Origin of the sequence: Rathayibacter oskolensis (assembly GCF_900177245.1) — a bacterium.
GTDB lineage: Bacteria > Actinomycetota > Actinomycetes > Actinomycetales > Microbacteriaceae > Rathayibacter > Rathayibacter oskolensis.
Window position 1 is genome coordinate 1,244,065 of sequence record NZ_FXBM01000002.1, and the last position, 21,940, is coordinate 1,266,004.

The window sequence follows — 21,940 nt, forward strand, 5'->3', positions numbered from 1 at the left end:
TAGAATCGCCTCCCATGAGCGTGCCCGGCCCGATCCCCGTCTCCGCCACCCGTCCGCGGACCTACGAGGTCCGCACCTTCGGGTGCCAGATGAACGTGCACGACTCCGAGCGGTTGAGCGGTTCCCTCGAGGCGGCCGGCTACGTCCCCGCCGACGGCGCGGAGGCCGACGTGGTGGTCATCAACACCTGCGCGGTCCGCGAGAACGCCGACAACAAGCTCTACGGCAATCTCGGGCACCTCGCCTCGGTCAAGCGCCGGCACGAGGGCATGCAGATCGCCGTCGGCGGCTGCCTGGCGCAGAAGGACAAGAACGTCATCCTCGACAGGGCGCCCTGGGTCGACGTCGTCTTCGGCACCCACAACATGGGGGCGCTGCCGAGCCTGCTCGAGAGGGCGAGGCACAACGAGGAGGCGCAGCTCGAGATCCTCGAGTCCCTCGACGTCTTCCCCTCCACGCTGCCCACGAAGCGCGACTCGACCTACAGCGGCTGGGTCTCGATCTCGGTCGGTTGCAACAACACCTGCACCTTCTGCATCGTGCCCTCACTGCGCGGCAAGGAGAAGGACCGGCGTCCCGGCGAGATCCTGGGCGAGATCCGGGCGCTGGTCGACGACGGTGCGATCGAGGTCACCCTGCTGGGTCAGAACGTCAACTCCTACGGCGTGGAGTTCGGCGACCGGCAGGCGTTCTCGAAGCTCCTCCGTGCGGCCGGCACCATCGAGGGTCTCGAGCGGATCCGCTTCACGAGTCCGCACCCCGCCGCGTTCACGGACGACGTCATCGACGCGATGGCCGAGACGCCGTCGGTGATGCCGCAGCTGCACATGCCCCTGCAGTCGGGGTCCGATCGCATCCTCAAGGCGATGCGGCGCTCCTACCGTTCCGATCGCTTCCTCGGGATCCTCGACCGCGTGCGCTCGCGCATCCCGCACGCGGCGATCAGCACCGACATCATCGTCGGGTTCCCCGGAGAGACCGAGGCCGACTTCGCCGAGACGCTCCGCGTCGTGGAGGAGGCCCGCTTCGCGTCGGCGTTCACCTTCCAGTACTCCATCCGCCCGGGGACCCCCGCGGCGACACTGCCCGACCAGATCCCGAAGGCCGTGGTGCAGGAGCGCTACGAACGGCTGATGGCACTCCAGGACGCGATCAGCGAGCAGGAGAACCGCGCGGTGGTCGGTCGCGAGGTCGAGGTGCTCGTCGCGACCGGCGAAGGACGCCGCGACAGCGAGACCCACCGCCTCAGCGGACGCGCGGAGGACAGCAGGCTCGTCCACTTCGACGTGCCCGCCGGCTCCGACCTGCCGCGGCCGGGAGACGTCGTCTCGGTGCAGGTGACCCGCGCGGCGCCGTTCTACCTCCTCGCCGACTCGACCGACGGGGCGCCCCTCCGGATCCGGCGCACGCGGGCGGGCGACGCCTGGGATCGTGCGCAGACCGAGTCCTGCGGGGTTCCGGCCGACACGAGCGGCGCCGCGACCGCGCGGGTGTCCCTCGGGCTCCCCGGACTCCGTGTGCGGACGGCCACGCTGACGACGCCGATCTACGACACCGCCGATGGCGAGCGCTGACCCGGCCGGATCTCCCGAGCTCGTCGTCGTCGTCGGTGCGACAGGCACCGGCAAGTCGGAGCTGTCGCTCGGCCTGGCGGGCGCGATCGCCGAGGCCGGAGGGTCGGCCGAGATCGTCAACGCCGACGCGATGCAGCTCTACCGCGGGATGGACATCGGCACGGCGAAGGTCGCGCCCGACGAGCGCAGGGGTGTCCCGCACCACCTCCTCGACGTCCTCGACGTGACCGAGGAGGCGTCCGTCGCGCGCTATCAGGAGGAGGCGCGCCTCGTCATCGAGGAGATCCTCGCGCGGGGAGCCACGCCGATCCTCGTCGGAGGGTCGGGGCTCTACGTCTCGAGCGTGATCTTCGAGTTCCGCTTCGCCGGCACCGATCCCGCCGTCCGTCGTGCCCTCGAGGAGGAGGCGGAGCGCGACGGGCCTGCGGCGCTCGTCGAGCGGCTCCGGGCGATCGACGCCGAGGTGGCCGAGCGGATCGGCCCGCACAACGTCCGCCGCATCGTCCGCGCCCTCGAGATCGCCGAGCTCACCGGCTCGACGCACAGCGCGCTGATGTCCGATGAGCCCGTGCCCTGGCGGCCGTCGACGGTCCTCGCGCTCGAGGCTCCGAGAGACGTCCTCGTCGAGCGTCTCGATAGGCGCGTCGAGCGGATGTGGGCCTCGGGCATGCTCGACGAGATCGAGCGCCTCGTCCCGCGAGGGCTCGAGAGCGGGCCCACGGCGAGTCGGGCCATCGGCTACGCCCAGGGCCTCGCACAGCGCGCGGGCGAGCTCACCGAGGGCGAGGCGATCGCCTCCACCCAGGCGCTCACCCGGCGGTACGCGCGCCGCCAGAACAGCTGGTTCCGGCGCTACGCCGGCGCCCATCGGCTCCCCTTCGACGCCCCCGATCTGCTCGATCGCGCGACGACGGCCGCTCAGCTCGCGACTCCGGGGCCTCGATAGGCTGTCGCCCATGACCATCGAGCTGCACTTCACCAAGGGCCAGGGCACGGGGAACGACTTCGTGCTCTTCAGCGACCCGGACGGCGAGGTGGATCTCTCTCCCGCGCAGATCGCCGTGATCTGCGACCGCCACTTCGGAGTCGGAGCCGACGGCCTCATCCGCGCCGTGCGCTCGAGGGCGCTCCCCGAGGGTGCCGCCGCTCTCGCGCAGGAGCCCGAGGCGGAGTGGTTCATGGACTACCGCAATGCCGACGGCTCGATCGCCGAGATGTGCGGCAACGGCATCCGCGTCTACGCGGCGTTCCTCCTCGCGGGCGGGCTCGCCTCCCTCGAGCCGGGGGACACGCTGCCGATCGGGACGCGGGCCGGCGTGCGCGATGTCACGCGCAGCGGCTCGGGGTTCCAGGTCGACCTCGGGCGCTGGGAGCTCGCCGGCGGTGAGCCGCTGGTCCGGGCCAAGGAGCTCAAGGTCGCGCGGCCCGGTCTCGGGATCGACCTCGGCAACCCGCACATCGTCGTCGCCCTGAGCAATGACGAGGAGCTCGACTCCGCCGACCTCACCTACATCCCGCAGGTCGAGCCGGAGCCGGAGGCGGGTGCGAACATCGAGTTCGTCGTCCCGGGGGAGCCGCTCATCCACGACGGCATCGGCCGCATCCGGATGCGCGTGCACGAGCGCGGCAGCGGCGAGACCCTCAGCTGCGGCACCGGTGCCGCAGCCGCCGCTCTCGCGGTGCGCTACTGGGCGGGCGCCCGCGCGCCGCAGTCGTGGCGGGTCGACGTCCCCGGAGGCGTGCTCGGCGTCACCATGTTCCCGACCGAGGAGGGCGAGCACGTCGGCCTGTCCGGCCCGGCCGACCTCGTCTACACGGGCACGATCCGCATCGACTGACGAGGCCGTCGGGGAGAGATGCCGCGATCAGGCCGTCCGCGTCGTCCTCAGGACTCGGAAGCCCTTGGCGGACGAGACCCGCTCGACCTCGAGGCGTCCGGCGAAGGCCTCGGTCAGCCAGGCCTGGAGCGAGTCGGAGCCGAGGTTGCGCTGCACGACGAGCCAGGCGTCCGCGTCGTCGTCGAGGCGGGGCAGCCAGTGCTGGAGGAGCTCGTGGAGTCCGTCCTTGCCGATCCGGATGGGCGGGTTCGACCAGATCGCCCCGAAGCGGAGGCCGGCGGGAACATCCCCGGGCAGGACGGCGTTGACATTGGTGAGGCCGAGCTCGGTGCAGTTGCGCCGGACGAGTTCGAGGGCCCGCTGGTTGACGTCGACCGCCCAAATCCGGGCTCCCGGCGAATCGAGGGCGAGCGTGAGGGCGATCGGCCCCCAGCCGCAGCCGAGATCCAGCAGGTCTCCCTCGGCCGGAGGCTCCGGGACCGCGTTCAGCAGGACGCGGGTACCGAGGTCGATGTGGCCGGGGCTGAACACTCCGCCGGCGGTGGTGACCTCGAGGTCGCGGCCGGCTAGGCGGACCGGGATCCTGCGGGGCCGGAGATCGCCGTCGGGAGTACTCGTGAAGTAGTGCTCGGCGACCATGAGAAGAGAACTTATCAACACCCGAGGAGTTAGTGTTATCCGGATGACCGAAGACCTGAACGAGACCGACACGACCGAGGCCGTGGACGTCGTCTCGCGGGTCCTGGCGAACGCGCAGTCGCGTTCGGCGGGATACTCGCGCTTCGTCGCGGGGGGTGCCCAGGCGCTGCAGACCAGCGGGCACGAGGGCGAGAACTCCGACGGCGAGCAGTTCGACCGCGATGACCGACAGGCTCTCCGTCGCGTCGCCGGGCTCTCGACCGAGCTCGAGGACGTCACCGAGGTCGAGTACCGCCAGCTGCGCCTCGAGAACGTGGTGCTCATCGGCGTGTACTCGCAGAACTCCCTCGAGGATGCGGAGAACTCGCTCCACGAGCTCGCCGCCCTCGCCGAGACCGCTGGAGCGACCGTCCTCGACGGGCTGCTGCAGCGTCGTCCGCACCCCGATCCGAGCACCTATCTGGGCAAGGGCAAGGCGGAGGAGCTCGCCTCCCTCGTCGCCGCGCTGGGAGCCGACACCGTCGTCGCCGACACCGAGCTCGCACCGAGCCAGCGCCGCGCGCTGGAGGACGTGGTCAAGGTGAAGGTGATCGACCGCACGGCCGTCATCCTCGACATCTTCAGCCAGCACGCCAAGAGCCGCGAGGGCAAGGCGCAGGTCGAGCTCGCGCAGCTCGAGTACCTCCTCCCGCGACTGCGCGGTTGGGGTGAGTCGATGTCCCGCCAGGCCGGTGGCCAGGTCGGCGCCGGAGCAGGAATGGGCTCGCGCGGTCCGGGTGAGACGAAGATCGAGCTCGACCGCCGCCGCATCCACACGCGCATGGCGCGGCTCCGCAAGCAGATCACGGCGATGAAGCCCGCGCGCGAGGCCAAGCGGGCCAACCGCAAGCGCAACGCGGTGCCGTCGGTCGCGATCGCGGGCTACACCAACGCGGGCAAGTCGAGCCTCCTGAACCGGATGACGCACGCGGGCGTGCTCGTCGAGAACTCGCTCTTCGCGACCCTCGACGCGACGGTCCGCAAGTCGCAGACGCCGGACGGCCGGCTCTACACGCTCGCCGACACCGTCGGCTTCGTCCGGGCGCTGCCGCACCAGCTGGTCGAGGCGTTCCGCTCGACGCTCGAGGAGGTCGCCGACTCGGACATCATCGTGCACGTCGTCGACGCCTCGCACCCCGACCCCGCGGGTCAGATCGCGACGGTCAGGGACGTCATCGGCGAGGTCGGTGCGCGCGGGATCCCCGAGATCATCGCCTTCAACAAGTCCGATCTCGTCGACGACGGGACGAGGCTCGTGCTGCGCGGGCTCGCTCCCGATGCGGTCTTCGTCTCGGCCCGCAGCGGTGAGGGCGTGGCGGAGCTGCAGGCGAGGATCGCCGAGATCCTCCCCGAGCCCGAGATCGAGATCGACCTGCTCGTGCCCTACGACCGCGGTGACGTCGTCTCGCAGCTGCACCGCAGCGGCAGGATCCTCACCACGCAGTACGTGGAGGGCGGCACCCACGTGCACGCTCTCGTGCACGCCGACCTCGCCGGGTCGCTCGCCGAGTTCGCTGTTCCCGCGGCCGCCGTCGAGGCGTAGCCCGGCCGAGCCGCTGACGAAGCGCCCGCGCATCCCCACCGGGAGCGCGGGCGCTTCGTCGTTCCGCGCGCCGTGGCGACACACTCCGTCACGCTCGTTCACATCCCGTCACGCAGGTCGACGGCGGCCCAGGGGCTTCCTACTGTGGGTCGCGAGGCGCCGTCCGGCGTGCGGAGCGGCGACCGAGCCGCGTCCGCGTCCTCGACAGGCCAGGCGAGCGGAAGGGAGGATCCGAGATGTCCGCCACCGAGAATCCTCCGGAGCCCCACTGTCCGAGAGCTGTCCCCTTCTCGTTCGAGATCTACCCGCCGCGCACCGTCGCGGGAGCGGCGGCACTGACCAGCACCGTCGACCGGCTGGCCGAGGCGCGGCCGTCGTTCATCTCGGTGACCTACGGAGCGGGGGGTTCGTCCCGCAGCGCCTCGCTCGAGATCCTCCGCTACATTCACGAGAGCACGCCGTCGGAGGCGCTCGCGCACCTCACCTGCGTCGGGTCCACCCACGCCGAGGCGAGCCGGCTCGTGCACGAGTTCCTGGAGGCGGGCGTCACGCGCTTCCTCGCGCTGCGCGGCGACCCTCCCGAGGGGACACCCGAGGGCGGGGCGTTCCTCGGAGAGCTCGGCAGTGCGGCCGAGCTCGTCCAGCTGATCCACCGGGTCCAGGCGGAGCGGGAGCCCTACGGCACCGTCGCGGTGCCGGGGCGGCCGAACGCGCTGCGGGTCGACGTCGCCGGCCGTCGCCGCGCCCAGGTCGCGGTCGCCGCGTTCCCGAACGGTCATCCCCGCTCGCGCTCTCGATCGCAGGACATCGACGCCCTGCTGGCGAAGGAGGCGGCCGGTGCCTCGTTCGCGATCACCCAGCTCTTCTTCCACGCGGCCGACTACCTGCACTTCGTCGAGCGCGCCCGTGCTGCAGGCGTGCGCATGCCCATCATCCCCGGTGTCATGCCGGTCACCGGGCCCGCTCGACTGCGCCGGATGCTGGAGCTGAGCGGCGAGGACCTCCCCGCCGAGCTCGCCATCGCCCTCGACGTCGAGCCCGACGACGACGCTCGTCGACGGATCGGGATCGCGCACGCAGCGGCCCTGGTCAGGACCCTCGTCGAGGGTGGGGCGCCCGCGGTCCACCTCTACGCCTTCAACCGCCACGAGGAGGTCCTCGGCGTCCTCGCCGAGAGCGGCCTCCTCCCGCGCGAGCCCGCCGTCGCGGGCCTCGCGCACCCGTCACTGTCCCCCACCTCGGAGAGTCCATCATGAGCACCGCACCCGCCTTCCCGACCGGAACGATCCTGGGATACCCCCGCATCGGCCGCCGCCGCGAGCTGAAGAAGGCGGTCGAGTCCTTCTGGTCGGGGTCGATCGACGCCGACGAGCTCGAGGAGTCGGCCGCGCGCCTGCGCGCCGCGACGCGCGAGCGCCTCGTCGGGCTCGGTCTCGGTCGTGACGACTCGTCGATCCCCGAGGCGCACTCCTTCTACGATCAGGTTCTCGACACGACGCTCGCCGTCGGTGCGATCCCGGAGCGCTTCGCCGACCTCGTCGTCGACGGCTCCGTCGACCTGGCCGGCTACTTCGCTCTCGCCCGTGGTGACGGCGAGCGTGCGCCGCTCGAGATGACGAAGTGGTTCGACTCCAACTACCACTACCTGGTGCCCGAGATCGGACCGGACACCGTCTTCTCCCTCGCCGACTCCCGGCGCGTCCGCGAGGTCGAGGAGGCTCGGGCCGCGGGATTCACGACCCGCCCGGTGATCGTCGGCCCCGTCACCTACCTCCTCCTCGCCAAGCCGAGCGAGACGGCTCCCGACGGATTCGAACCGCTGTCGCGGCTCGGCGACCTCCTCCCCGTGTACGTCGAGCTGCTCGCCCGCCTGAAGCGCGCCGGCGCTCGCTGGGTGCAGCTCGACGAGCCCGCGCTGGTGTCGGAGTCCCTGGGGATCGACCGCGCCCGCGTGCTCGCGGCGACCGCCGAGGCGTACCGCGCCCTCGGGGCGGCGGCGGAGCGCCCCGCGCTGTTCGTCGCCGCGCCCTACGGCGACCTCGGCGACGCGCTCCCCGTGCTCGTCGCGTCCGAGGTCGAGGCCGTCGGAGTCGATCTGGTCAAGGGCTCCGTGCCCCGTGCCACGCCCGGTCTCGAGAGCACCGTCCTCGTCGCCGGCGTGGTCGACGGGCACAACGTCTGGCGCGGCGACCTCGCCGGGGCGCTCGAGACGGCGGAGGCGCTGCGCCCCCTCGCCGCGGAGGTCGCGGTGTCGACCTCCACCTCCCTCTTCCACGTGCCCCACGACGTCTCGGACGAGCCGGATCTGGATCCGCGACTCGCGAGCTGGCTGGCGTTCGCCGATCAGAAGGTCGAGCAGATCGCAGCGCTCGCCCGCGGACTCCGGTCGGGTCGGGCGGCGGTCGAGCAGGAGCTCGCCGAGGCGACGGCGGCCCTCGAGGATCGGCGCGAGGCGCCGGGCGTCAGGGACGGAGCGGTGCGTGCCCGAACGGCGGCGCTCGCCCCCGGAGACTACCGGCGTGCCCCCTACGACGAGCGCCTCGCGGCTCAGGAGGCGGTGCTGCAGCTGCCGCCACTGCCCACGACGACCATCGGGTCCTTCCCGCAGACCCGGGAGATCCGCGCGGCACGCGCGCTGGTCGGTCGCGGCGAGCTGTCGGAGCAGCAGTACGTGGAGCGCATGCGGGCCGAGATCGAGCGCGTGGTGCGGCTCCAGGAGGAGATCGGGCTCGACGTCCTCGTTCACGGTGAGCCCGAGCGCAACGACATGGTGCAGTACTTCGCCGAGCACCTCGACGGCTTCGCCGTCACGCGCAACGGGTGGGTCCAGTCCTACGGGAGCCGATGCACCCGGCCGTCGCTGCTCTGGGGCGATGTGTCCCGTCCCGCGCCCATCACCGTCGAGTGGTCGAGCTACACGCGGTCGCTGACCGACCGACCCGTCAAGGGCATGCTGACCGGACCGGTGACGATCCTCGCCTGGTCGTTCGTCCGCGACGACCAGCCGCTGAAGGAGACGGCCGAGCAGGTCGCTCTGAGCCTGCGCGACGAGATCGCCGACCTCGAGCGGGCGGGCATCGGGATCGTCCAGGTCGACGAGCCCGCGCTGCGGGAGCTCCTGCCGCTCGAGACCGTCCATCAGCCCGCCTACCTCGAGTGGTCGGTGGGCGCGTTCCGGCTCGCGACCGCCGGGGCCGACGTCGCCACGCAGATCCACACGCACCTCTGCTACTCGGAGTTCGGTGTCGTGATCGACGCGATCGACCGCCTCGACGCCGATGTCACGAGCATCGAGGCGGCACGCTCGCGCATGGAGGTCGTCGCCGACATCGAGCGCTCCGGCTTCGCCCGGGGCATCGGTCCCGGCGTGTACGACATCCACTCGCCGCGAGTTCCCGGAGAGGACGAGGTCGCGGAGCTCATCGGCACGGCTCTGGGCTCGATCCCGGCGCGTCAGCTGTGGATCAACCCCGACTGCGGTCTGAAGACCCGCGGCTACGACGAGACAGTGGAGTCGCTGCGCTCGATGGTGGCTGCGGCGAGCGAGGCGCGTCGTGCGCTGACGGCGACCACTGCGACCGTCTGACACCGAACGGAGGAGGGGCGGACGGCACTCGGCCGTCCGCCCCTCCTCCGTTCGCCTTCCCGCAGCGCCGGGCCGACTCGATCAGACCGAGCGGAGGACCGCGACGATCTTGCCGAGCACCTCGGCCTCGTCACCGAGGATCGGCTCGAAGTTGGAGTTGCGGGGGAGCAGCCAGGTGTGCCCGTCGCGCTGACGGAGCACCTTCACCGTCGCCTCGCCGTCCAGCATGGCCGCGACGATCTCGCCGTTCTCCGCGGTCCGCTGCGACCGGACCACGACCCAGTCGCCGTCGCAGATCGCGGCGTCGATCATCGACTCGCCCACGACCTTGAGCATGAACAGCTCGCCCTTGCCCACGAGCTGGCGGGGGAGCGGGAACACCTCGTCGATGTGCTGGTCGGCCATGATCGGGACGCCGGCCGCGATCCGTCCGACGAGGGGAACCATCGCGGCATCGCCGACGGTGACGGTGCTCTCGAACGAGCCGTCGTCCTCGGTGGAGCTCGGCACGTCGATCAGGATCTCGAGCGCGCGCGGCCGGTTGGGGTCGCGGCGGAGGTAGCCGCTGAGCTCGAGCTGGTTGAGCTGATGCGTGACGCTCGAGAGCGAGGCCAGTCCGACGGCGTCCCCGATCTCGCGCATGCTGGGCGGGTAGCCGCGGCTCGACACCGAGCGCTGGATCGCGTCGAGGATGGCGAGCTGCTTGGCGCTCAGGTTCTTCCGGCGACGGCCGTTGCCCTGCTTGGTCTTCTCCGTCTGCGCGTCGCTCACGATCGTCCCTCTCTCTGCGCGCACGCCGCGTGCGCGCCTCCCGGTCCTGCCTCGATCCCGACGTCGACGTCCGATGTCGGTGGTCGGTGGTGTACTACCTCCGGGCTCTCGAAACTGTATCCGGCGGGAGTGCCCGTTCGAAACATTCGTTCGAGTGTGTCGCGCGCCATCGCCACCGGATGCGACGCGTCGGCCACTTGTCCTCCGCGGTATTCGAAGATATATTCGGAACAGAGATTCGGGGTGGCCCTCCCGGCCGAGGTCCGCCCCGAGTCCCTGCCGAAAGGAGCGATCCCCATGACTGCACAGCAGATCACCTCAGCACGCAGTACCGCGTCACCCGGTGATGCACCGGCCACCGCCGCGCCTTCGTCGAACCCGGCGGGCTCGGGCGCCGTGCGCGCCGCGACCCACCTGCGCCTCACCCGTCGTGGTCGCGCGGTGCTCGCCACCCTGGGCGCGCTGCCGATCGTCGCGGGGGCGTTCGTCTTCGGTCTCAACGGCGGGGGAGCCGTCGCCTCGGGCCAGTCCTCGGACGTCGAGTTCCAGTACGTCACCGTTCGAGCGGGGGAGTCGCTCTGGTCCCTCGCCGAGGAGCTCGCACCCGAGTCCGATCCCCGTGACGTCGTCGACGACCTCCTCTCGCTGAACCAGCTCCCGAGCGCGGGCATCGAGCCCGGCCAGCGGCTCGCCGTCCCCTCGCGCTACGAGGTCGTGCGCTGATCGTCCGACAGCGGGCGCGGCTCGCTGCCGCGGAGGGTGATCGCGGGCTCGCCGCTACCATGTTCCGGTGACGACTCTCGACGATCTGCCCCTGCGTGACGACCTCCGTGGAAAGAAGCCCTACGGCGCTCCCCAGGCGATCGTCCCCGTCGCCCTGAACGTCAACGAGAACACGCACCCGGTTCCCGACGACGTCGTCGCGGACATCGTCGAGCGGGTCTCCGTCGCCCTGCGCACGGTGAACCGCTACCCCGACCGCGAGTTCCGTGAACTGCGCGAGTCCCTCGCCGCCTACCTCGGTCACGGCGTGACGGCCGATGGCGTCTGGGCGGGGAACGGGTCGAACGAGGTCCTGCAGCACGTCCTCCAGGCGTTCGGAGGGCCCGGTCGCTCGCTCCTCGGATTCGTGCCGACCTACTCGATGTACTCGATCCTCGCGTCCGGCAGCGGCACCGAGTGGGTTCCGGTCGAGCGCGAGGACGACTTCCGGTTCGGCTCCGGCTACGCCGCTGAGCAGGTGCGGCGGGCGCAGCCCGACATCGTCTTCCTGTGTGCGCCGAACAACCCGACCGGCACGCCGCTCGACCTCGAGACGATCGCTGCCGTGTACGACGCGACCGACGGCATCGTCCTGGTCGACGAGGCCTACGCCGAGTTCGGGGGCGCCGACGCACCGACCGCGCTGAGCCTGCTCCCCGGACGGCCGCGCCTGCTCGTCTCGCGGACCATGAGCAAGGCCTTCGCCTTCGCCGGTGTGCGGCTCGGCTACCTCGCCGCCGATCCCGCCGTCATCGACGCGCTCCGTCTCGTCCGACTGCCCTACCACCTCTCCGCGCTCACCCAGGCAGCGGCGAACGCGGCGCTCGCCCACTCCGGCGAGATGCTCGCGATGGTCGACGAGATCATCGTGCAGCGCGACCGCATGGTGACGGGGCTCCGAGACCTCGGCTACCGCCCGCACGAGACGGGGAGCAACTTCGTCCTCTTCGGCGGAGTGGACGAGCCGCAGGCGGTCTTCGAGGCGCTGCTCTCCCGCGGCGTCCTGATCCGGGACGTCGGCATTCCGGGACACCTCCGGGTGAGCGCCGGGACCTCGGACGAGACGACCGCCTTCCTCGACGCCATGGCGTCCGTGACCGCTGCTCGGCGCGACGCCGCGGTCGTCCCCGCCGCCGGCTGACGGTCCTCCCGCCGCCCGCTGGGGGGCCAGGAGTCGCGAATAGACTGGTCGCATGACCTCCCCGAGCGCCGTACCCGGGCGCACCGCCACCCTCCGCCGCGCCACCAGCGAATCGAGCATCGAGCTGTCGATCGACCTCGACGGCACCGGAGTCGCCGACCTCGAGACCGGCGTCCCCTTCTTCGACCACCTGCTGACGGCGTTCGCCAAGCACTCGCTCACCGATCTGACCGTCCGCGCTGTCGGCGACATCGACATCGACATCCACCACACGGCCGAGGACATCGGCATCGTGCTCGGCACCGCGATCAAGCAGGCGCTCGGCGACAAGGCGGGCATCTCCCGCTTCGGCGACGCGCTCGTGCCGCTCGACGAGGCTCTCGTGCAGGCGGTCGTCGACATCTCGGGGCGCCCCTACCTCGTGCACACGGGCGAGCCGGAGGGCTTCGCGCTGCACCTGATCGGCGGGCACTTCACCGGCTCGATGGTGCGGCACGTCTTCGAGGCGATCGCCTACAACGCCGGATTGACGGTGCACCTCACGGTGCTCGGCGGCCGCGACCCGCACCACATCGCCGAGGCCGAGTTCAAGGCCTTCGCGCGCGCGTTCCGCCAGGCGAAGTCCTTCGACCCACTCGTCGCCGGGGTGCCGTCGACCAAGGGCGCGCTGTGAGCGCCGAGCGGCCGTCCGTCGTCGTCTACGACTACGGATCCGGCAACGTCCACTCGGCCGTGAAGGCCCTCGAGCTCGCGGGCGCCGATGTCGAGCTGACCTCCGACCGGCAGCGGGCCCTCGAGGCCGACGGGCTGCTCGTTCCCGGAGTCGGAGCCTTCAGCGCCGTCATGGACGCGCTGACGGCGGCGCGCGGCGGCGAGATCATCGACAAGCGCCTCTCCGGTGGTCGCCCCGTCCTCGGGATCTGCGTCGGGATGCAGGTGCTCTTCGAGCGCGGCGTCGAGCGCGGCGTCGAGAGCGAAGGGCTCGGCGAGTGGCCGGGCACGGTTGACCTGCTTCCCGCCGAGGTGGTGCCGCACATGGGCTGGAACACGGTCTCCGCGCCGAGCGACTCCGTCCTCTTCGACGGGATCGACCAGGAGCGCTTCTACTTCGTCCACTCCTACGGCGCCCGGGAGTGGTCGCTCGACGTCATCCCGCCCTTCCCCCGTCCCCGCGTGACGTGGGCCGACCACGGCGGCCCCTTCATCGCCGCGGTCGAGAACGGACCGCTGTCGGCGACGCAGTTCCACCCCGAGAAGTCGGGATCGGCCGGGCTCCGCCTGCTGTCGAATTGGCTGGGCAGCCTTCGCACGAACTAGGATCGGCCGGTGGTCGGCCGCCCCTCCGGGCGGCGGCCTGCACCAGGACTCCCGAGACTGAGGATGACGATGAGCGAGTTCACCAAGGCCCCGGGCCTGGTCCTTCTCCCCGCGATCGACGTGGCCGGCGGCAAGGCCGTCCGACTGACGCAGGGCGAGGCGGGCACCGAGACCAACTACGGCGACCCCATCGACGCCGCTCGCGACTGGGCCGACCAGGGCGCGGAGTGGATCCACCTGGTCGACCTCGATGCCGCCTTCGGCCGCGGTGACAACCACGGGATCATGAAGAAGGTCATCCGCCAGGTCAAGGGCGTGAACGTCGAGCTCTCCGGCGGGATCCGCGACGACCGGAGCCTCGAGTCGGCCCTCAGCGCCGGGGCGAAGCGCATCAACCTCGGCACGGCGGCGCTCGAGAACCCGGAGTGGGCGGCGAGCGTCATCGGCCAGTACGGCGATCAGATCGCGGTCGGTCTCGACGTGCGCGGGACGACGCTGGCGGCCCGCGGCTGGACGAAGGAGGGCGGCGACCTCTGGCACGTCCTCGAACGCCTCGAGGAGGCGGGCTGCACCCGCTACGTCGTCACCGACGTGACCAAGGACGGCACGCTGCAGGGCCCGAACCTCGAGCTGCTCGAGCAGGTCATGGCGCGCACGCACCGCCCGGTGATCGCCTCCGGAGGCATCTCGAACCTCGACGACATCGCCGCACTGCGCGACCTCGTCCCGCTCGGGCTCGAGGGCGCGATCGTCGGCAAGGCGCTGTACGCGGGCGCGTTCACGCTCGCGGAGGCGCTGGATGTCGCATCCGAGTGACGATCGGGCCCCGTCGCACCTGACCGACTCGGCGGGGACCCCCTGGGCGGGCCGCCATTTCGAGCCGAGCGCCGCGGAGAGCGACGACGGCAGCGCGCCCGGGCTCCTCGCGCGGGCGCTCGAGTCCTTCGCGGCCGGTGAGTGCGGCGCGGAGCGGGTCGTCGACGCCCTCCGCGAGTCGCGGCTGCTGATCCCGCTCGTCGCGCACCTCGGCGAGGAGGCCGAGGGTGTCGGCGGTCTCCGCGCCGACAAGACCCAGGAGCTCTCGATCGTCACCGTCGCCGGTCCGGACGGTCGCGACGTGCTGCCGGTGTTCAGCAGCGTCGATGCGATGCGCCGCTGGGACCCGTCGGCCAGGCCGGTCCCGGTCGACGGTCGTCGCGCCGCCCTCGCCGCGGTCGCCGAGGAGACCGAGCTGATGGTCCTCGATCCCGCGTCCGAGCACGAGTTCGCCGTGCGTCGGCCCGCCCTCTGGGCGATCGCCGAGGGAGCCGACTGGATCCCGAGCCCGCGCGACCCGCGAGTCCTCGAGGCGCTGCGGGCGAGCGCTGAGGGGGAGCCGTCGGTCGTGGCGGTCGGCGTCCGTCCGGGCGATGCCCGTCAGCGGCTCGGCGGCGCCGAACTGGTCGTCGTCCTCGAGCTGCACCCCGGCCTCGACCGCGAGGCGCTCGACGAGCTCGTCGCCCGTCTCGGGGCGCGCTGGGCGGCCGACGAGCGGATCGCGTCGAGCGTCGACTCGATGTCGCTCCAGCTCGCCGCGGCGCGGGCGCGCTGACGGCGATCGCCCACTAGGTGACCGGGCCGGTCCACTTCTCGCCCGGTCCCTTGCCGATCGGGTCGGCGATGGGAGAGGCCTCCCGGAAGGCGAGCTGCAGGGTGCGCAGACCGTCGCGGAGGCTGCGCGCGTGCATGTCGCTGATGTCCGGTGCACCGGCGGTCACGAGTCCGGCGAGGGCGTTGATGAGCTTGCGTGCCTCGTCGAGGTCGACCTGGGCGCCCGGCTCGTCCGCGAGCCCGCACTTGACCGCCGCGGCGCTCATGAGGTGCACGGCGGCGGTGGTGATGATCTCGACCGCCGGCACCTCGGCGATGTCCCTGGCCGCCTCGAGATCGGAGGCGTCGTCGCCCTCGCCGAAGCGCCGCGTGTAGTCGTCGTCGTACTGGGCCATGGGTCCTTCGTTCGGTGAGGTCGTCGTTGCGTGGTGTCGTCGTTCGGCGGTGTCGCCCGGTCGCGCGTTCGTTCCGTGGACGACCCGGGGTGCGTCCTGAGGAGGCGTCGCAGTGGCGGGCTCCGGCGCTCTGGTGCTCCGGCCCTGCTCCTGCTAGAGTGATCCGGGCTCCGAGGCATGTCCTCGGTTCGAAAGTGGAGATTCTCCCACCCGCGCTTGACCGCTTCACTAGGTTACCGGGTCTGAAGCACTCCGCCTCCGGCAACGGGGGCAGGGCTGCGGTTCCCGAGGTCCGCCTCGGGTATCGCGTCGTAGGGTGCGAGCGACAGGCGTCAGCCGCTCGTCGCGCAAGGGAATCACCTCTCTCGGGATGCGCCGGATACGAATCCGGCCGCAGAGCAGCAACTCACCGAGATCAGAGGAGAAACGCAATCAGCGATCCCCGTACCAACGACCGAATCCGCGTCCCCGAGGTCCGCCTCGTAGGTCCCGCCGGAGAACAGGTCGGCGTCGTGAAAATCGAGGTCGCCCTGCGACTCGCGCAGGATGCAGACCTGGATCTGGTCGAGGTCGCTCCCAACTCCAAGCCTCCCGTCGCCAAGATCATGGACTACGGGAAGTTCAAGTACGAGCAGGCCCAGAAGCTCAAGGAAGCCCGTCGCAACCAGGCGAACACGATCCTCAAAGAGGTCCGTTTCCGTCTGAAGATCGACAAGCACGACTACGAGACCAAGCGCAAGCGCGCCGAGGGCTTCCTCAAGGCCGGCGACAAGGTCAAGGCGATGATCCTCTTCCGAGGCCGCGAGCAGTCCCGCCCCGAGATGGGCGTCCGACTCCTGCAGCGCTTCGCCGAGGACGTGGCCGAGTTCGGCCAGGTCGAGTCCACCCCGACCATCGACGGTCGCAACATGGTGATGGTCATCGGCCCGCTGAAGAACAAGTCCGAGGCGAAGGCCGAGGCGAACGCCGTTCGCGCCGCTCGTCGCGAGGCCAACACCCCGGAGGAATCGGCCGAGGCCGAGACCGTCTAGAGCTTGACCGTCAGATACAGCGCCGCCCCGGCCTCGGGGCAGGCGGACGCCCCGTTCGCGGGGCACCAGCTTCGCCCCGCCCAGCGGGTGTGACGTCGACAAGGAGAGAACATGCCCAAGATGAAGACCCACTCGGGTGCCAAGAAGCGCTTCAAGGTGACCGGCTCCGGCAAGATCATGAAGCAGCAGGCCGGTATGCGCCACAACCTGGAGTCCAAGTCCAGCGTTCGTACCCGTCGCCTCAACCAGGACCAGGTCCTCGCCCCGCAGGACGCGAAGGTCGCCCGGAAGCTGCTCGGCAAGTAGTCCGCTCCTCCACCGAGCAGCACTCCACCGACCAGAACTCCCACGACCAGGATCGATAGGAAGAAAAAGCAATGGCAAGAGTCAAGAGGGCGGTCAACGCCCACAAGAAGCGTCGCGTCATCCTCGAGCGCGCGAAGGGCTACCGCGGCCAGCGTTCGCGTCTGTACCGCAAGGCGAAGGAGCAGGTCACCCACTCCCTCGTCTACTCGTACCGCGACCGCCGCGCGAAGAAGGGCGAGTTCCGCCGCCTCTGGATCCAGCGCATCAACGCCGCGTCCCGCGCGAACGGCCTGACCTACAACCGCTTCATCCAGGGCCTCGCCCTGGCCGGCGTCCAGGTCGACCGTCGCATCCTCGCCGACCTCGCGATCAGCGAGCCGGCGACGTTCGCCGCTCTCGTGGCGACGGCGAAGAACGCGCTGCCCGCCGACACGTCGGCTCCGAAGGCCGCGTAGTCCGCACAGCTCCCCGAAGGGGGCCGCGACCTCGGTCGCGGCCCCCTTCGTCGTCCCCGCGACGTGTCGCCCGGGTGGCCGTGATCCGCGCCGTTAGGCTCGGGACATGCTCGACAACCCCCGTTCTCCGCGCGTCCGATCCGTCGCCAAGCTCACCCGGCGCCCGGCTCGACAGGAGACGGGGCTCTTCCTCCTCGAGGGGCCGCAGGCCGTGTCCGAGGCCCTCCGCTACCGCCCGGAGCTGCTGATCGAGTCGTTCGCGACGCCGACGGCGCTCGAGCGGCATCCCGAGATCGTCGCGGCCGCCGAGGAGGCGGAGGTCGAGATCGAGTACGTCACCGAGGACGTCCTCGACTCGATGGCCGACACCGTCACTCCGCAGGGGTTCGTCTCGGTCTGCCGTCAGTTCCCCACCTCCCTGAAGGACGTCGTCGGGTCGGGCCCGCGCCTGGTCGCCGTTCTCGAGGAGGTGCGCGACCCGGGCAACCTCGGGACGATCATCCGGGCGGCCGATGCCGCGGGTGCCGACGCGGTCGTCCTGACCGGGCGCTCCGTCGATCTCTACAACCCCAAGGTCGTGCGCTCGACGACGGGCTCGCTGTTCCACCTCCCGGTGGCCGTCGGCGCCGAGCTGCCCGACGTGCTGCAGCGCCTCCGATCGGCCGGACTGCGCGCCGTCGCGGCCGACGTGAAGGGGGAGGACCTCCTCGACATCCGCGGCCGCGGCGACCTCGCCCAGCCGACGGTCTGGGTCTTCGGCAACGAGGCCAGGGGTCTCGAGGACGAGTCGCTCGAGCTCGTCGACGCCGTCGTGGCCGTGCCGATCTACGGAGCGGCGGAGTCGCTGAACCTCGCGACGGCCGCCTCCGTCTGCCTCTACGAGAGCGCGTTCGCCCTGCGCTCCTGAGAGCGAGACCGCGGTTCCTGAGAGGAATCGGCCGCTGTCTGGACCGGAGCTGGACAGAACGGCCGGTTGTTACCCTCTGATTAAGAAAACCCTCATGATTTGACCCACCCATGTGCGTGTGATTCTCTGGCCGAATGGAAGCAGCTCCCCAGCGTTCGTCCGCTCCCGCCGGTGAACCCCTGGTCGTCCTCGACGGTGTGCAGAAGCACTACGGAGACTTCCAGGCACTGAAGGACATCGACCTGACGATCAACCGCGGCGAGGTCGTCGTCGTCCTCGGCCCCTCCGGCTCCGGGAAGTCGACGCTCTGCCGCACGATCAACCGCCTCGAGACGATCTCGGGCGGGACGATCTCGATCGACGGCCAGAAGCTGCCCGAGGAGGGCAAGGGGCTCGCGGCCCTGCGCGCCGATGTCGGCATGGTCTTCCAGTCCTTCAACCTCTTCGCGCACAAGACCATCCTCGAGAACGTCACCCTCGGTCCGATCAAGGTCCGGAAGCTCGCCCGGAAGGCGGCCGAGGCCGAGGCCCAGGCGCTCCTGGACCGCGTCGGCGTCGGCCACCAGGCGGCGAAGACCCCGGCGCAGCTCTCCGGCGGGCAGCAGCAGCGCGTGGCGATCGCCCGGGCGCTCGCGATGAAGCCGAAGGTGATGCTCTTCGACGAGCCGACCTCGGCTCTCGACCCCGAGATGATCAACGAGGTCCTCGACGTCATGGTCGGCCTCGCCAAGGACGGCATGACGATGATCGTCGTCACCCACGAGATGGGCTTCGCGCGCAAGGCCGCCCACCGCGTCGTCTTCATGGCCGACGGCGAGATCCTCGAGGACACCGACCCCGAGACCTTCTTCACCTCCCCGCGCACCGACCGCGCGAAGGACTTCCTCTCGAAGCTGATCACGCACTAGCGACTCCGCTCCCGCGCCAGCACGTCCACAGCACATCCGACAGGCCGACCCCCGAGATCCGGGGATCGGCCGGACATCGCCCGCTCCGGCGGGCCGAACCCCAGGAAGGACGATCATGCGCACCAAGCTCATGTTCATGACCGCGGGACTCGCAGCAGCGGCCCTCACCCTCGCCGGCTGCGCCGGCGACTCCGGATCCGGCGAGGCCGGCTCCGAGGAGAGCACCGCGACCTACGAGGTCGCCACCGACGTGACCCTCGAGGGCAGCCCGACGTTCGACGCGATGACCGAGGCCGGTGGAGTGACCATCGGCGTCAAGGAGGACCAGCCCGGTCTCGGCTACCTCGACGCGGCCACGGGCGAGCGCTCCGGGTTCGACATCGAGATCGCCAACTGGATCGCCGCCTCCCTCGGCTTCTCGGAGGACGAGATCACCTACACCCCGATCCCCTCCGCGAACCGCGAGGCCTCGATCGTGAACGGCGACATCGACTACTACGTCGGCAGCTACTCGATCACCGACAAGCGCAAGGAGCAGGTCGACTTCGCCGGGCCGTACTTCGAGACCGGGCAGCAGCTGCTGGTCGCCGCCGACAACGACACCATCGAGGGTCCCGACGACCTGTCGGCCGACACCACCGTGTGCTCGGCGACCGGATCGACCCCGATCCAGAACATCCGCACCAACTACCCCGAGGTCCCGACCGAGGAGTTCGACACCTACTCCCAGTGCGTCGACGCCCTCGCCGACGGCCAGGTCGACGCGGTCACCACCGACGGCGCGATCCTGATCGGCTACGCCGCGCAGAACCCCGACGAGCTCAAGGTCGTGGGGGAGCCCTTCAGCACCGAGCTCTACGGCGTCGGCCTGCCCAAGGACGACACCGCGCTCCGAGGCTTCATCAACGACATGTTCACCGAGGGCGGCGACACCTGGAGCGCCATCTACGACGAGACCCTCGGCGAGTCCGGCACCACGGTCGAGCAGCCCGCGGTCGACGCGTACTAGGAGGCGTCCCGGACGGCGCTCCCCGCGCCGTCCGGGGTCCTTCCCCCTCCGCTCCCACCTCCCGATGAAAGGGCTCGCCGCATGGATGTTCTGCTGAACAACATCGACGTGTTCGTCCCGGCTTTCGGCAACACCCTGCTGCTCTTCGCCGTCTCGCTCGTCTTCGCCCTCGTCATCGGGACCATCGTCGGAGCGATGCGCGTCTCGCCGGTCCCGATCGCCCGCGCGGTCGGCACGGTCTACGTGAACACCATCCGGAACACGCCGCTGACGCTGCTGATGTTCTTCTTCGCGTTCGGGTACCCGAAGCTCGAGCTGCCCGACGTCGACTACACGAATCTCGCGATCGCGGCTCTGAGCCTCTACACCGCGACCTACGTCGCCGAGGTCCTCCGCTCGGGCATCAACACCGTTCCGATCGGACAGGCCGAGGCGGCGCGCGCGATCGGACTCGACTTCGGTCTCACCATGACCCAGGTCGTGCTGCCGCAGGCGTTCCGCTCCGTGATCCCGCCGCTCATGAGCGTGCTGATCGCGCTGCTGAAGAACACGACCGTGGCGGCCGGCTTCTCGGTCGCCGAGGCCGGGACCATCGTCCGCGTGCTCAACGAGCGCGGAGAGAACAGCCTTGTCGTCGTGCTCTGGGTCGCGCTGGTCTTCGTCGTCCTCGTCACCGTGCTCTCGCTCATCCAACGTCAGCTCGAGAAGAAGTGGAGGGTCGCCCGATGAGCTCCGTCCTCTTCGACAACCCCGGGCCCCGCGCTATCGCCCGCAACCGCGTGATCGGTGCCGTCGTCATCCTCTTCGTTGCCGCGGTCTTCGCCTTCATCCTCTGGAGGTTCGCCGAGTCGGGGCAGTTCTCCGCCGAGAAGTGGCGGGCTTTCCAGTACCCGCTCGTCTGGCAGAGCATCGGAGCGGCCCTCGGGCAGACCCTCGCCGCCTTCGCCACGGCCGGAGTCGCCAGCATCGTGCTCGGCCTCGTGCTCGCGGTCGGCCGGCTCTCGGACCGCCGCTGGATCAACATCCCGGTGACGCTGTTCATCGAGCTGTTCCGCGCGATCCCCGTCCTCATCCTGATGATGCTGATGTACTACGGGCTCCCCTTCGCGGGTCTCAAGCTCACGCCCTACCTCGCCGTGGTCATCGCCCTGACCCTCTACAACGGCTCGGTCTTCTCCGAGATCTTCCGCGCCGGCATCGAGGCCCTCCCGCGCGGACAGAGGGAGGCGGGCTACGCGATCGGCCTGCGCAAGGCCGGCGTCATGCGCCTCATCCTCTTCCCTCAGGCGATCCGATCGATGCTGCCCGTGATCATCGCCCAGCTCGTCGTGGCCCTGAAGGACACCGCGCTCGGCTCGATCATCACCTACAACGAACTGCTCTACTACGCGCGCTACCTCGGCAACCAGCCCAGCCTCGACAGCCCGATCATCCCGGCGGCGATCGTCATCGGCGCGATCTACATCAGCATCTGCCTGATCCTGTCGGGCATCGCGAAGTGGGTCGAGATCCGGACGAAGAGCAGCGGCCGCGGAGGCACCGGGCACCCGGCGGCGCGCGCCACGACCAACACGCAACTGCTCGCTGCCCAGGACTGAGTTGTCTGGTGGGTATCGCCCGAGGGCGATACCCACCGCGGTCGGCTTCCAGGGGTGGTGGGTTCCGCAGAGCGGGGTTCGGTCGGCTACGCCGGATCGCATCCGGAGGGTGCTCCGGACTGAGTTGTCTGGTGGGTATCGCCCGAGGGCGATACCCACCGCGGTCGGCTTCCAGGGGTGGTGCGTTCCGCAGAGCGGGGTTCGGTCGGCTACGCCGGATCGCTGGCACGCGATCCGGCGGTTCGCCTTCGGCGGAGTCGGCGATCCGGAGGGTGCTCAGGACTGAGGTGTCTGGTGGGTATCGCCCGAGGGCGATATCCACCGCGGTCGGCCTTCAGGGGTGGTGCGTTCCGTAGAGCGGGGTTCGGTCGGCTACGCCGGATCGCTGGCACGCGATCCGGCGGTTCGCCTTCGGCGGGGTCGGCGATCCGGAGGATGCTCCTCCGCGCTGAGGGGGCGGCGAGGCTGCGCCCGCCTCGGCTGCCGGGTGAGTACGCCCGGAGAGGCGTGACCGGCCCTCAGGGCAGCCCG

Annotated in this window: 23 protein-coding genes; 20 read left to right on the plus strand and 3 right to left on the minus strand. The window is 70.6% G+C overall.

Annotation, left to right across the window (positions count from 1 at the left end):
- Positions 1–14 precede the first annotated feature (14 nt).
- Genes miaB through dapF form a run of 3 tightly spaced genes read left to right on the plus strand, consistent with a single transcriptional unit; the run spans position 15 to position 3,412 of the window.
- Complete coding sequence (gene miaB / locus B9Y99_RS14855) at positions 15–1,574, plus strand: tRNA (N6-isopentenyl adenosine(37)-C2)-methylthiotransferase MiaB (protein WP_085477296.1); 1,560 nt, start codon at positions 15–17, stop codon at positions 1,572–1,574.
- Positions 1,561–2,520: a tRNA (adenosine(37)-N6)-dimethylallyltransferase MiaA gene (miaA, locus tag B9Y99_RS14860; RefSeq protein WP_085477297.1), complete on the plus strand. Its 960-nt coding sequence runs from the start codon at positions 1,561–1,563 to the stop codon at positions 2,518–2,520. Before miaB ends, miaA begins: the two co-directional genes overlap by 14 nt.
- Before the next feature lie 10 nt (positions 2,521–2,530).
- Entirely contained in the window at positions 2,531–3,412 is an 882-nt protein-coding gene (gene dapF, locus B9Y99_RS14865) for a diaminopimelate epimerase (protein WP_085477298.1), read from the plus strand.
- A gap of 27 nt (positions 3,413–3,439) precedes the next feature.
- On the opposite strand, the gene B9Y99_RS14870 is transcribed toward dapF, so the two are convergent.
- Complete coding sequence (locus B9Y99_RS14870) at positions 3,440–4,051, minus strand: class I SAM-dependent methyltransferase (protein ID WP_085477299.1); 612 nt, start codon at positions 4,049–4,051, stop codon at positions 3,440–3,442.
- 43 nt (positions 4,052–4,094) lie between these two features.
- On the opposite strand from B9Y99_RS14870, the gene hflX reads away from it, so the two are divergent.
- From hflX to metE, 3 genes are all read left to right on the plus strand, one after another.
- A complete protein-coding gene (gene hflX / locus B9Y99_RS14875) occupies positions 4,095–5,633 on the plus strand; it encodes a GTPase HflX (protein WP_085477300.1) in 1,539 nt (512 codons plus the stop codon).
- 236 nt (positions 5,634–5,869) lie between these two features.
- On the plus strand, positions 5,870–6,889 hold the full coding sequence (locus B9Y99_RS14880; protein WP_085477301.1) for a methylenetetrahydrofolate reductase: 1,020 nt from the start codon (positions 5,870–5,872) through the stop codon (positions 6,887–6,889).
- Positions 6,886–9,219 (plus strand): 5-methyltetrahydropteroyltriglutamate--homocysteine S-methyltransferase, encoded by a 2,334-nt coding sequence (gene metE, locus B9Y99_RS14885; RefSeq protein ID WP_085477302.1) that lies wholly within the window; start codon positions 6,886–6,888, stop codon positions 9,217–9,219. The genes B9Y99_RS14880 and metE overlap by 4 nt, the downstream gene beginning before the upstream one ends.
- An 81-nt stretch (positions 9,220–9,300) precedes the next feature.
- On the opposite strand, the gene lexA is transcribed toward metE, so the two are convergent.
- The gene (gene lexA, locus B9Y99_RS14890) at positions 9,301–9,990 is read right to left on the minus strand and encodes a transcriptional repressor LexA (protein WP_085477303.1); all 690 of its coding nucleotides are present in this window, start codon (positions 9,988–9,990) and stop codon (positions 9,301–9,303) included.
- Between the two features lie 297 nt (positions 9,991–10,287).
- On the opposite strand from lexA, the gene B9Y99_RS14895 reads away from it, so the two are divergent.
- The 6 genes from B9Y99_RS14895 (at position 10,288) to B9Y99_RS14920 (ending at position 14,801) form a co-directional block, all read left to right on the plus strand.
- Positions 10,288–10,713 carry a LysM peptidoglycan-binding domain-containing protein gene (locus B9Y99_RS14895; protein ID WP_085477453.1) on the plus strand — a complete coding sequence of 142 codons (426 nt, stop codon included), beginning with the start codon at positions 10,288–10,290 and terminating at the stop codon, positions 10,711–10,713.
- A gap of 67 nt (positions 10,714–10,780) precedes the next feature.
- Positions 10,781–11,893 (plus strand): histidinol-phosphate transaminase, encoded by a 1,113-nt coding sequence (locus tag B9Y99_RS14900; protein WP_085477304.1) that lies wholly within the window; start codon positions 10,781–10,783, stop codon positions 11,891–11,893.
- Between the two features lie 52 nt (positions 11,894–11,945).
- The gene (gene hisB, locus B9Y99_RS14905) at positions 11,946–12,566 is read left to right on the plus strand and encodes an imidazoleglycerol-phosphate dehydratase HisB (protein ID WP_085477305.1); all 621 of its coding nucleotides are present in this window, start codon (positions 11,946–11,948) and stop codon (positions 12,564–12,566) included.
- A complete protein-coding gene (gene hisH / locus B9Y99_RS14910; RefSeq protein ID WP_085477306.1) occupies positions 12,563–13,210 on the plus strand; it encodes an imidazole glycerol phosphate synthase subunit HisH in 648 nt (215 codons plus the stop codon). Before hisB ends, hisH begins: the two co-directional genes overlap by 4 nt.
- A 69-nt stretch (positions 13,211–13,279) precedes the next feature.
- On the plus strand, positions 13,280–14,026 hold the full coding sequence (gene priA, locus B9Y99_RS14915) for a bifunctional 1-(5-phosphoribosyl)-5-((5-phosphoribosylamino)methylideneamino)imidazole-4-carboxamide isomerase/phosphoribosylanthranilate isomerase PriA (RefSeq protein WP_085477454.1): 747 nt from the start codon (positions 13,280–13,282) through the stop codon (positions 14,024–14,026).
- Positions 14,010–14,801: an SseB family protein gene (locus B9Y99_RS14920; RefSeq protein ID WP_085477307.1), complete on the plus strand. Its 792-nt coding sequence runs from the start codon at positions 14,010–14,012 to the stop codon at positions 14,799–14,801. Before priA ends, B9Y99_RS14920 begins: the two co-directional genes overlap by 17 nt.
- 13 nt (positions 14,802–14,814) lie before the next feature.
- On the opposite strand, the gene B9Y99_RS14925 is transcribed toward B9Y99_RS14920, so the two are convergent.
- On the minus strand, positions 14,815–15,195 hold the full coding sequence (locus B9Y99_RS14925) for a DUF1844 domain-containing protein (protein ID WP_085477308.1): 381 nt from the start codon (positions 15,193–15,195) through the stop codon (positions 14,815–14,817).
- Positions 15,196–15,626: 431 nt separating this feature from the next.
- Here B9Y99_RS14925 and infC point away from each other — a divergent pair, with 431 nt between their 5' ends.
- From infC to B9Y99_RS14965, 8 genes are all read left to right on the plus strand, one after another.
- The gene (gene infC / locus B9Y99_RS14930; protein WP_085477455.1) at positions 15,627–16,226 is read left to right on the plus strand and encodes a translation initiation factor IF-3; all 600 of its coding nucleotides are present in this window, start codon (positions 15,627–15,629) and stop codon (positions 16,224–16,226) included.
- Positions 16,227–16,337: 111 nt separating this feature from the next.
- Complete coding sequence (gene rpmI / locus B9Y99_RS14935) at positions 16,338–16,532, plus strand: 50S ribosomal protein L35 (protein ID WP_085477309.1); 195 nt, start codon at positions 16,338–16,340, stop codon at positions 16,530–16,532.
- 71 nt (positions 16,533–16,603) lie between these two features.
- The gene (rplT, locus tag B9Y99_RS14940) at positions 16,604–16,987 is read left to right on the plus strand and encodes a 50S ribosomal protein L20 (protein WP_085477310.1); all 384 of its coding nucleotides are present in this window, start codon (positions 16,604–16,606) and stop codon (positions 16,985–16,987) included.
- Positions 16,988–17,093: 106 nt separating this feature from the next.
- Positions 17,094–17,894 carry a TrmH family RNA methyltransferase gene (locus B9Y99_RS14945; RefSeq protein ID WP_085477311.1) on the plus strand — a complete coding sequence of 267 codons (801 nt, stop codon included), beginning with the start codon at positions 17,094–17,096 and terminating at the stop codon, positions 17,892–17,894.
- A 134-nt stretch (positions 17,895–18,028) separates the two neighbouring features.
- The gene (locus tag B9Y99_RS14950; protein ID WP_085477312.1) at positions 18,029–18,802 is read left to right on the plus strand and encodes an amino acid ABC transporter ATP-binding protein; all 774 of its coding nucleotides are present in this window, start codon (positions 18,029–18,031) and stop codon (positions 18,800–18,802) included.
- Positions 18,803–18,917: 115 nt separating this feature from the next.
- A complete protein-coding gene (locus B9Y99_RS14955) occupies positions 18,918–19,811 on the plus strand; it encodes a glutamate ABC transporter substrate-binding protein (protein WP_129588042.1) in 894 nt (297 codons plus the stop codon).
- Positions 19,812–19,892: 81 nt separating this feature from the next.
- On the plus strand, positions 19,893–20,540 hold the full coding sequence (locus tag B9Y99_RS14960; RefSeq protein ID WP_085477314.1) for an amino acid ABC transporter permease: 648 nt from the start codon (positions 19,893–19,895) through the stop codon (positions 20,538–20,540).
- The gene (locus B9Y99_RS14965) at positions 20,537–21,409 is read left to right on the plus strand and encodes an amino acid ABC transporter permease (RefSeq protein WP_085477456.1); all 873 of its coding nucleotides are present in this window, start codon (positions 20,537–20,539) and stop codon (positions 21,407–21,409) included. The genes B9Y99_RS14960 and B9Y99_RS14965 overlap by 4 nt, the downstream gene beginning before the upstream one ends.
- The last annotated feature ends 531 nt before the right edge of the window (positions 21,410–21,940 follow it).

What these genes read in the sequence shown, in the direction of transcription:
- miaB (WP_085477296.1), top strand. Translation starts at nt 15, where the DNA reads ATGAGCGTGCCCGGCCCGATCCCCGTCTCCGCCACCCGTCCGCGGACC.
- miaA (WP_085477297.1), top strand. Translation starts at nt 1,561, where the DNA reads ATGGCGAGCGCTGACCCGGCCGGATCTCCCGAGCTCGTCGTCGTCGTC.
- dapF (WP_085477298.1), top strand. Translation starts at nt 2,531, where the DNA reads ATGACCATCGAGCTGCACTTCACCAAGGGCCAGGGCACGGGGAACGAC.
- B9Y99_RS14870 (WP_085477299.1), bottom strand. Translation starts at nt 4,051, where the DNA reads ATGGTCGCCGAGCACTACTTCACGAGTACTCCCGACGGCGATCTCCGG.
- hflX (WP_085477300.1), top strand. Translation starts at nt 4,095, where the DNA reads ATGACCGAAGACCTGAACGAGACCGACACGACCGAGGCCGTGGACGTC.
- B9Y99_RS14880 (WP_085477301.1), top strand. Translation starts at nt 5,870, where the DNA reads ATGTCCGCCACCGAGAATCCTCCGGAGCCCCACTGTCCGAGAGCTGTC.
- metE (WP_085477302.1), top strand. Translation starts at nt 6,886, where the DNA reads ATGAGCACCGCACCCGCCTTCCCGACCGGAACGATCCTGGGATACCCC.
- B9Y99_RS14895 (WP_085477453.1), top strand. Translation starts at nt 10,288, where the DNA reads ATGACTGCACAGCAGATCACCTCAGCACGCAGTACCGCGTCACCCGGT.
- hisB (WP_085477305.1), top strand. Translation starts at nt 11,946, where the DNA reads ATGACCTCCCCGAGCGCCGTACCCGGGCGCACCGCCACCCTCCGCCGC.
- priA (WP_085477454.1), top strand. Translation starts at nt 13,280, where the DNA reads ATGAGCGAGTTCACCAAGGCCCCGGGCCTGGTCCTTCTCCCCGCGATC.
- B9Y99_RS14920 (WP_085477307.1), top strand. Translation starts at nt 14,010, where the DNA reads ATGTCGCATCCGAGTGACGATCGGGCCCCGTCGCACCTGACCGACTCG.
- B9Y99_RS14925 (WP_085477308.1), bottom strand. Translation starts at nt 15,195, where the DNA reads ATGGCCCAGTACGACGACGACTACACGCGGCGCTTCGGCGAGGGCGAC.
- rpmI (WP_085477309.1), top strand. Translation starts at nt 16,338, where the DNA reads ATGCCCAAGATGAAGACCCACTCGGGTGCCAAGAAGCGCTTCAAGGTG.
- rplT (WP_085477310.1), top strand. Translation starts at nt 16,604, where the DNA reads ATGGCAAGAGTCAAGAGGGCGGTCAACGCCCACAAGAAGCGTCGCGTC.
- B9Y99_RS14945 (WP_085477311.1), top strand. Translation starts at nt 17,094, where the DNA reads ATGCTCGACAACCCCCGTTCTCCGCGCGTCCGATCCGTCGCCAAGCTC.
- B9Y99_RS14950 (WP_085477312.1), top strand. Translation starts at nt 18,029, where the DNA reads ATGGAAGCAGCTCCCCAGCGTTCGTCCGCTCCCGCCGGTGAACCCCTG.
- B9Y99_RS14955 (WP_129588042.1), top strand. Translation starts at nt 18,918, where the DNA reads ATGCGCACCAAGCTCATGTTCATGACCGCGGGACTCGCAGCAGCGGCC.
- B9Y99_RS14960 (WP_085477314.1), top strand. Translation starts at nt 19,893, where the DNA reads ATGGATGTTCTGCTGAACAACATCGACGTGTTCGTCCCGGCTTTCGGC.
- B9Y99_RS14965 (WP_085477456.1), top strand. Translation starts at nt 20,537, where the DNA reads ATGAGCTCCGTCCTCTTCGACAACCCCGGGCCCCGCGCTATCGCCCGC.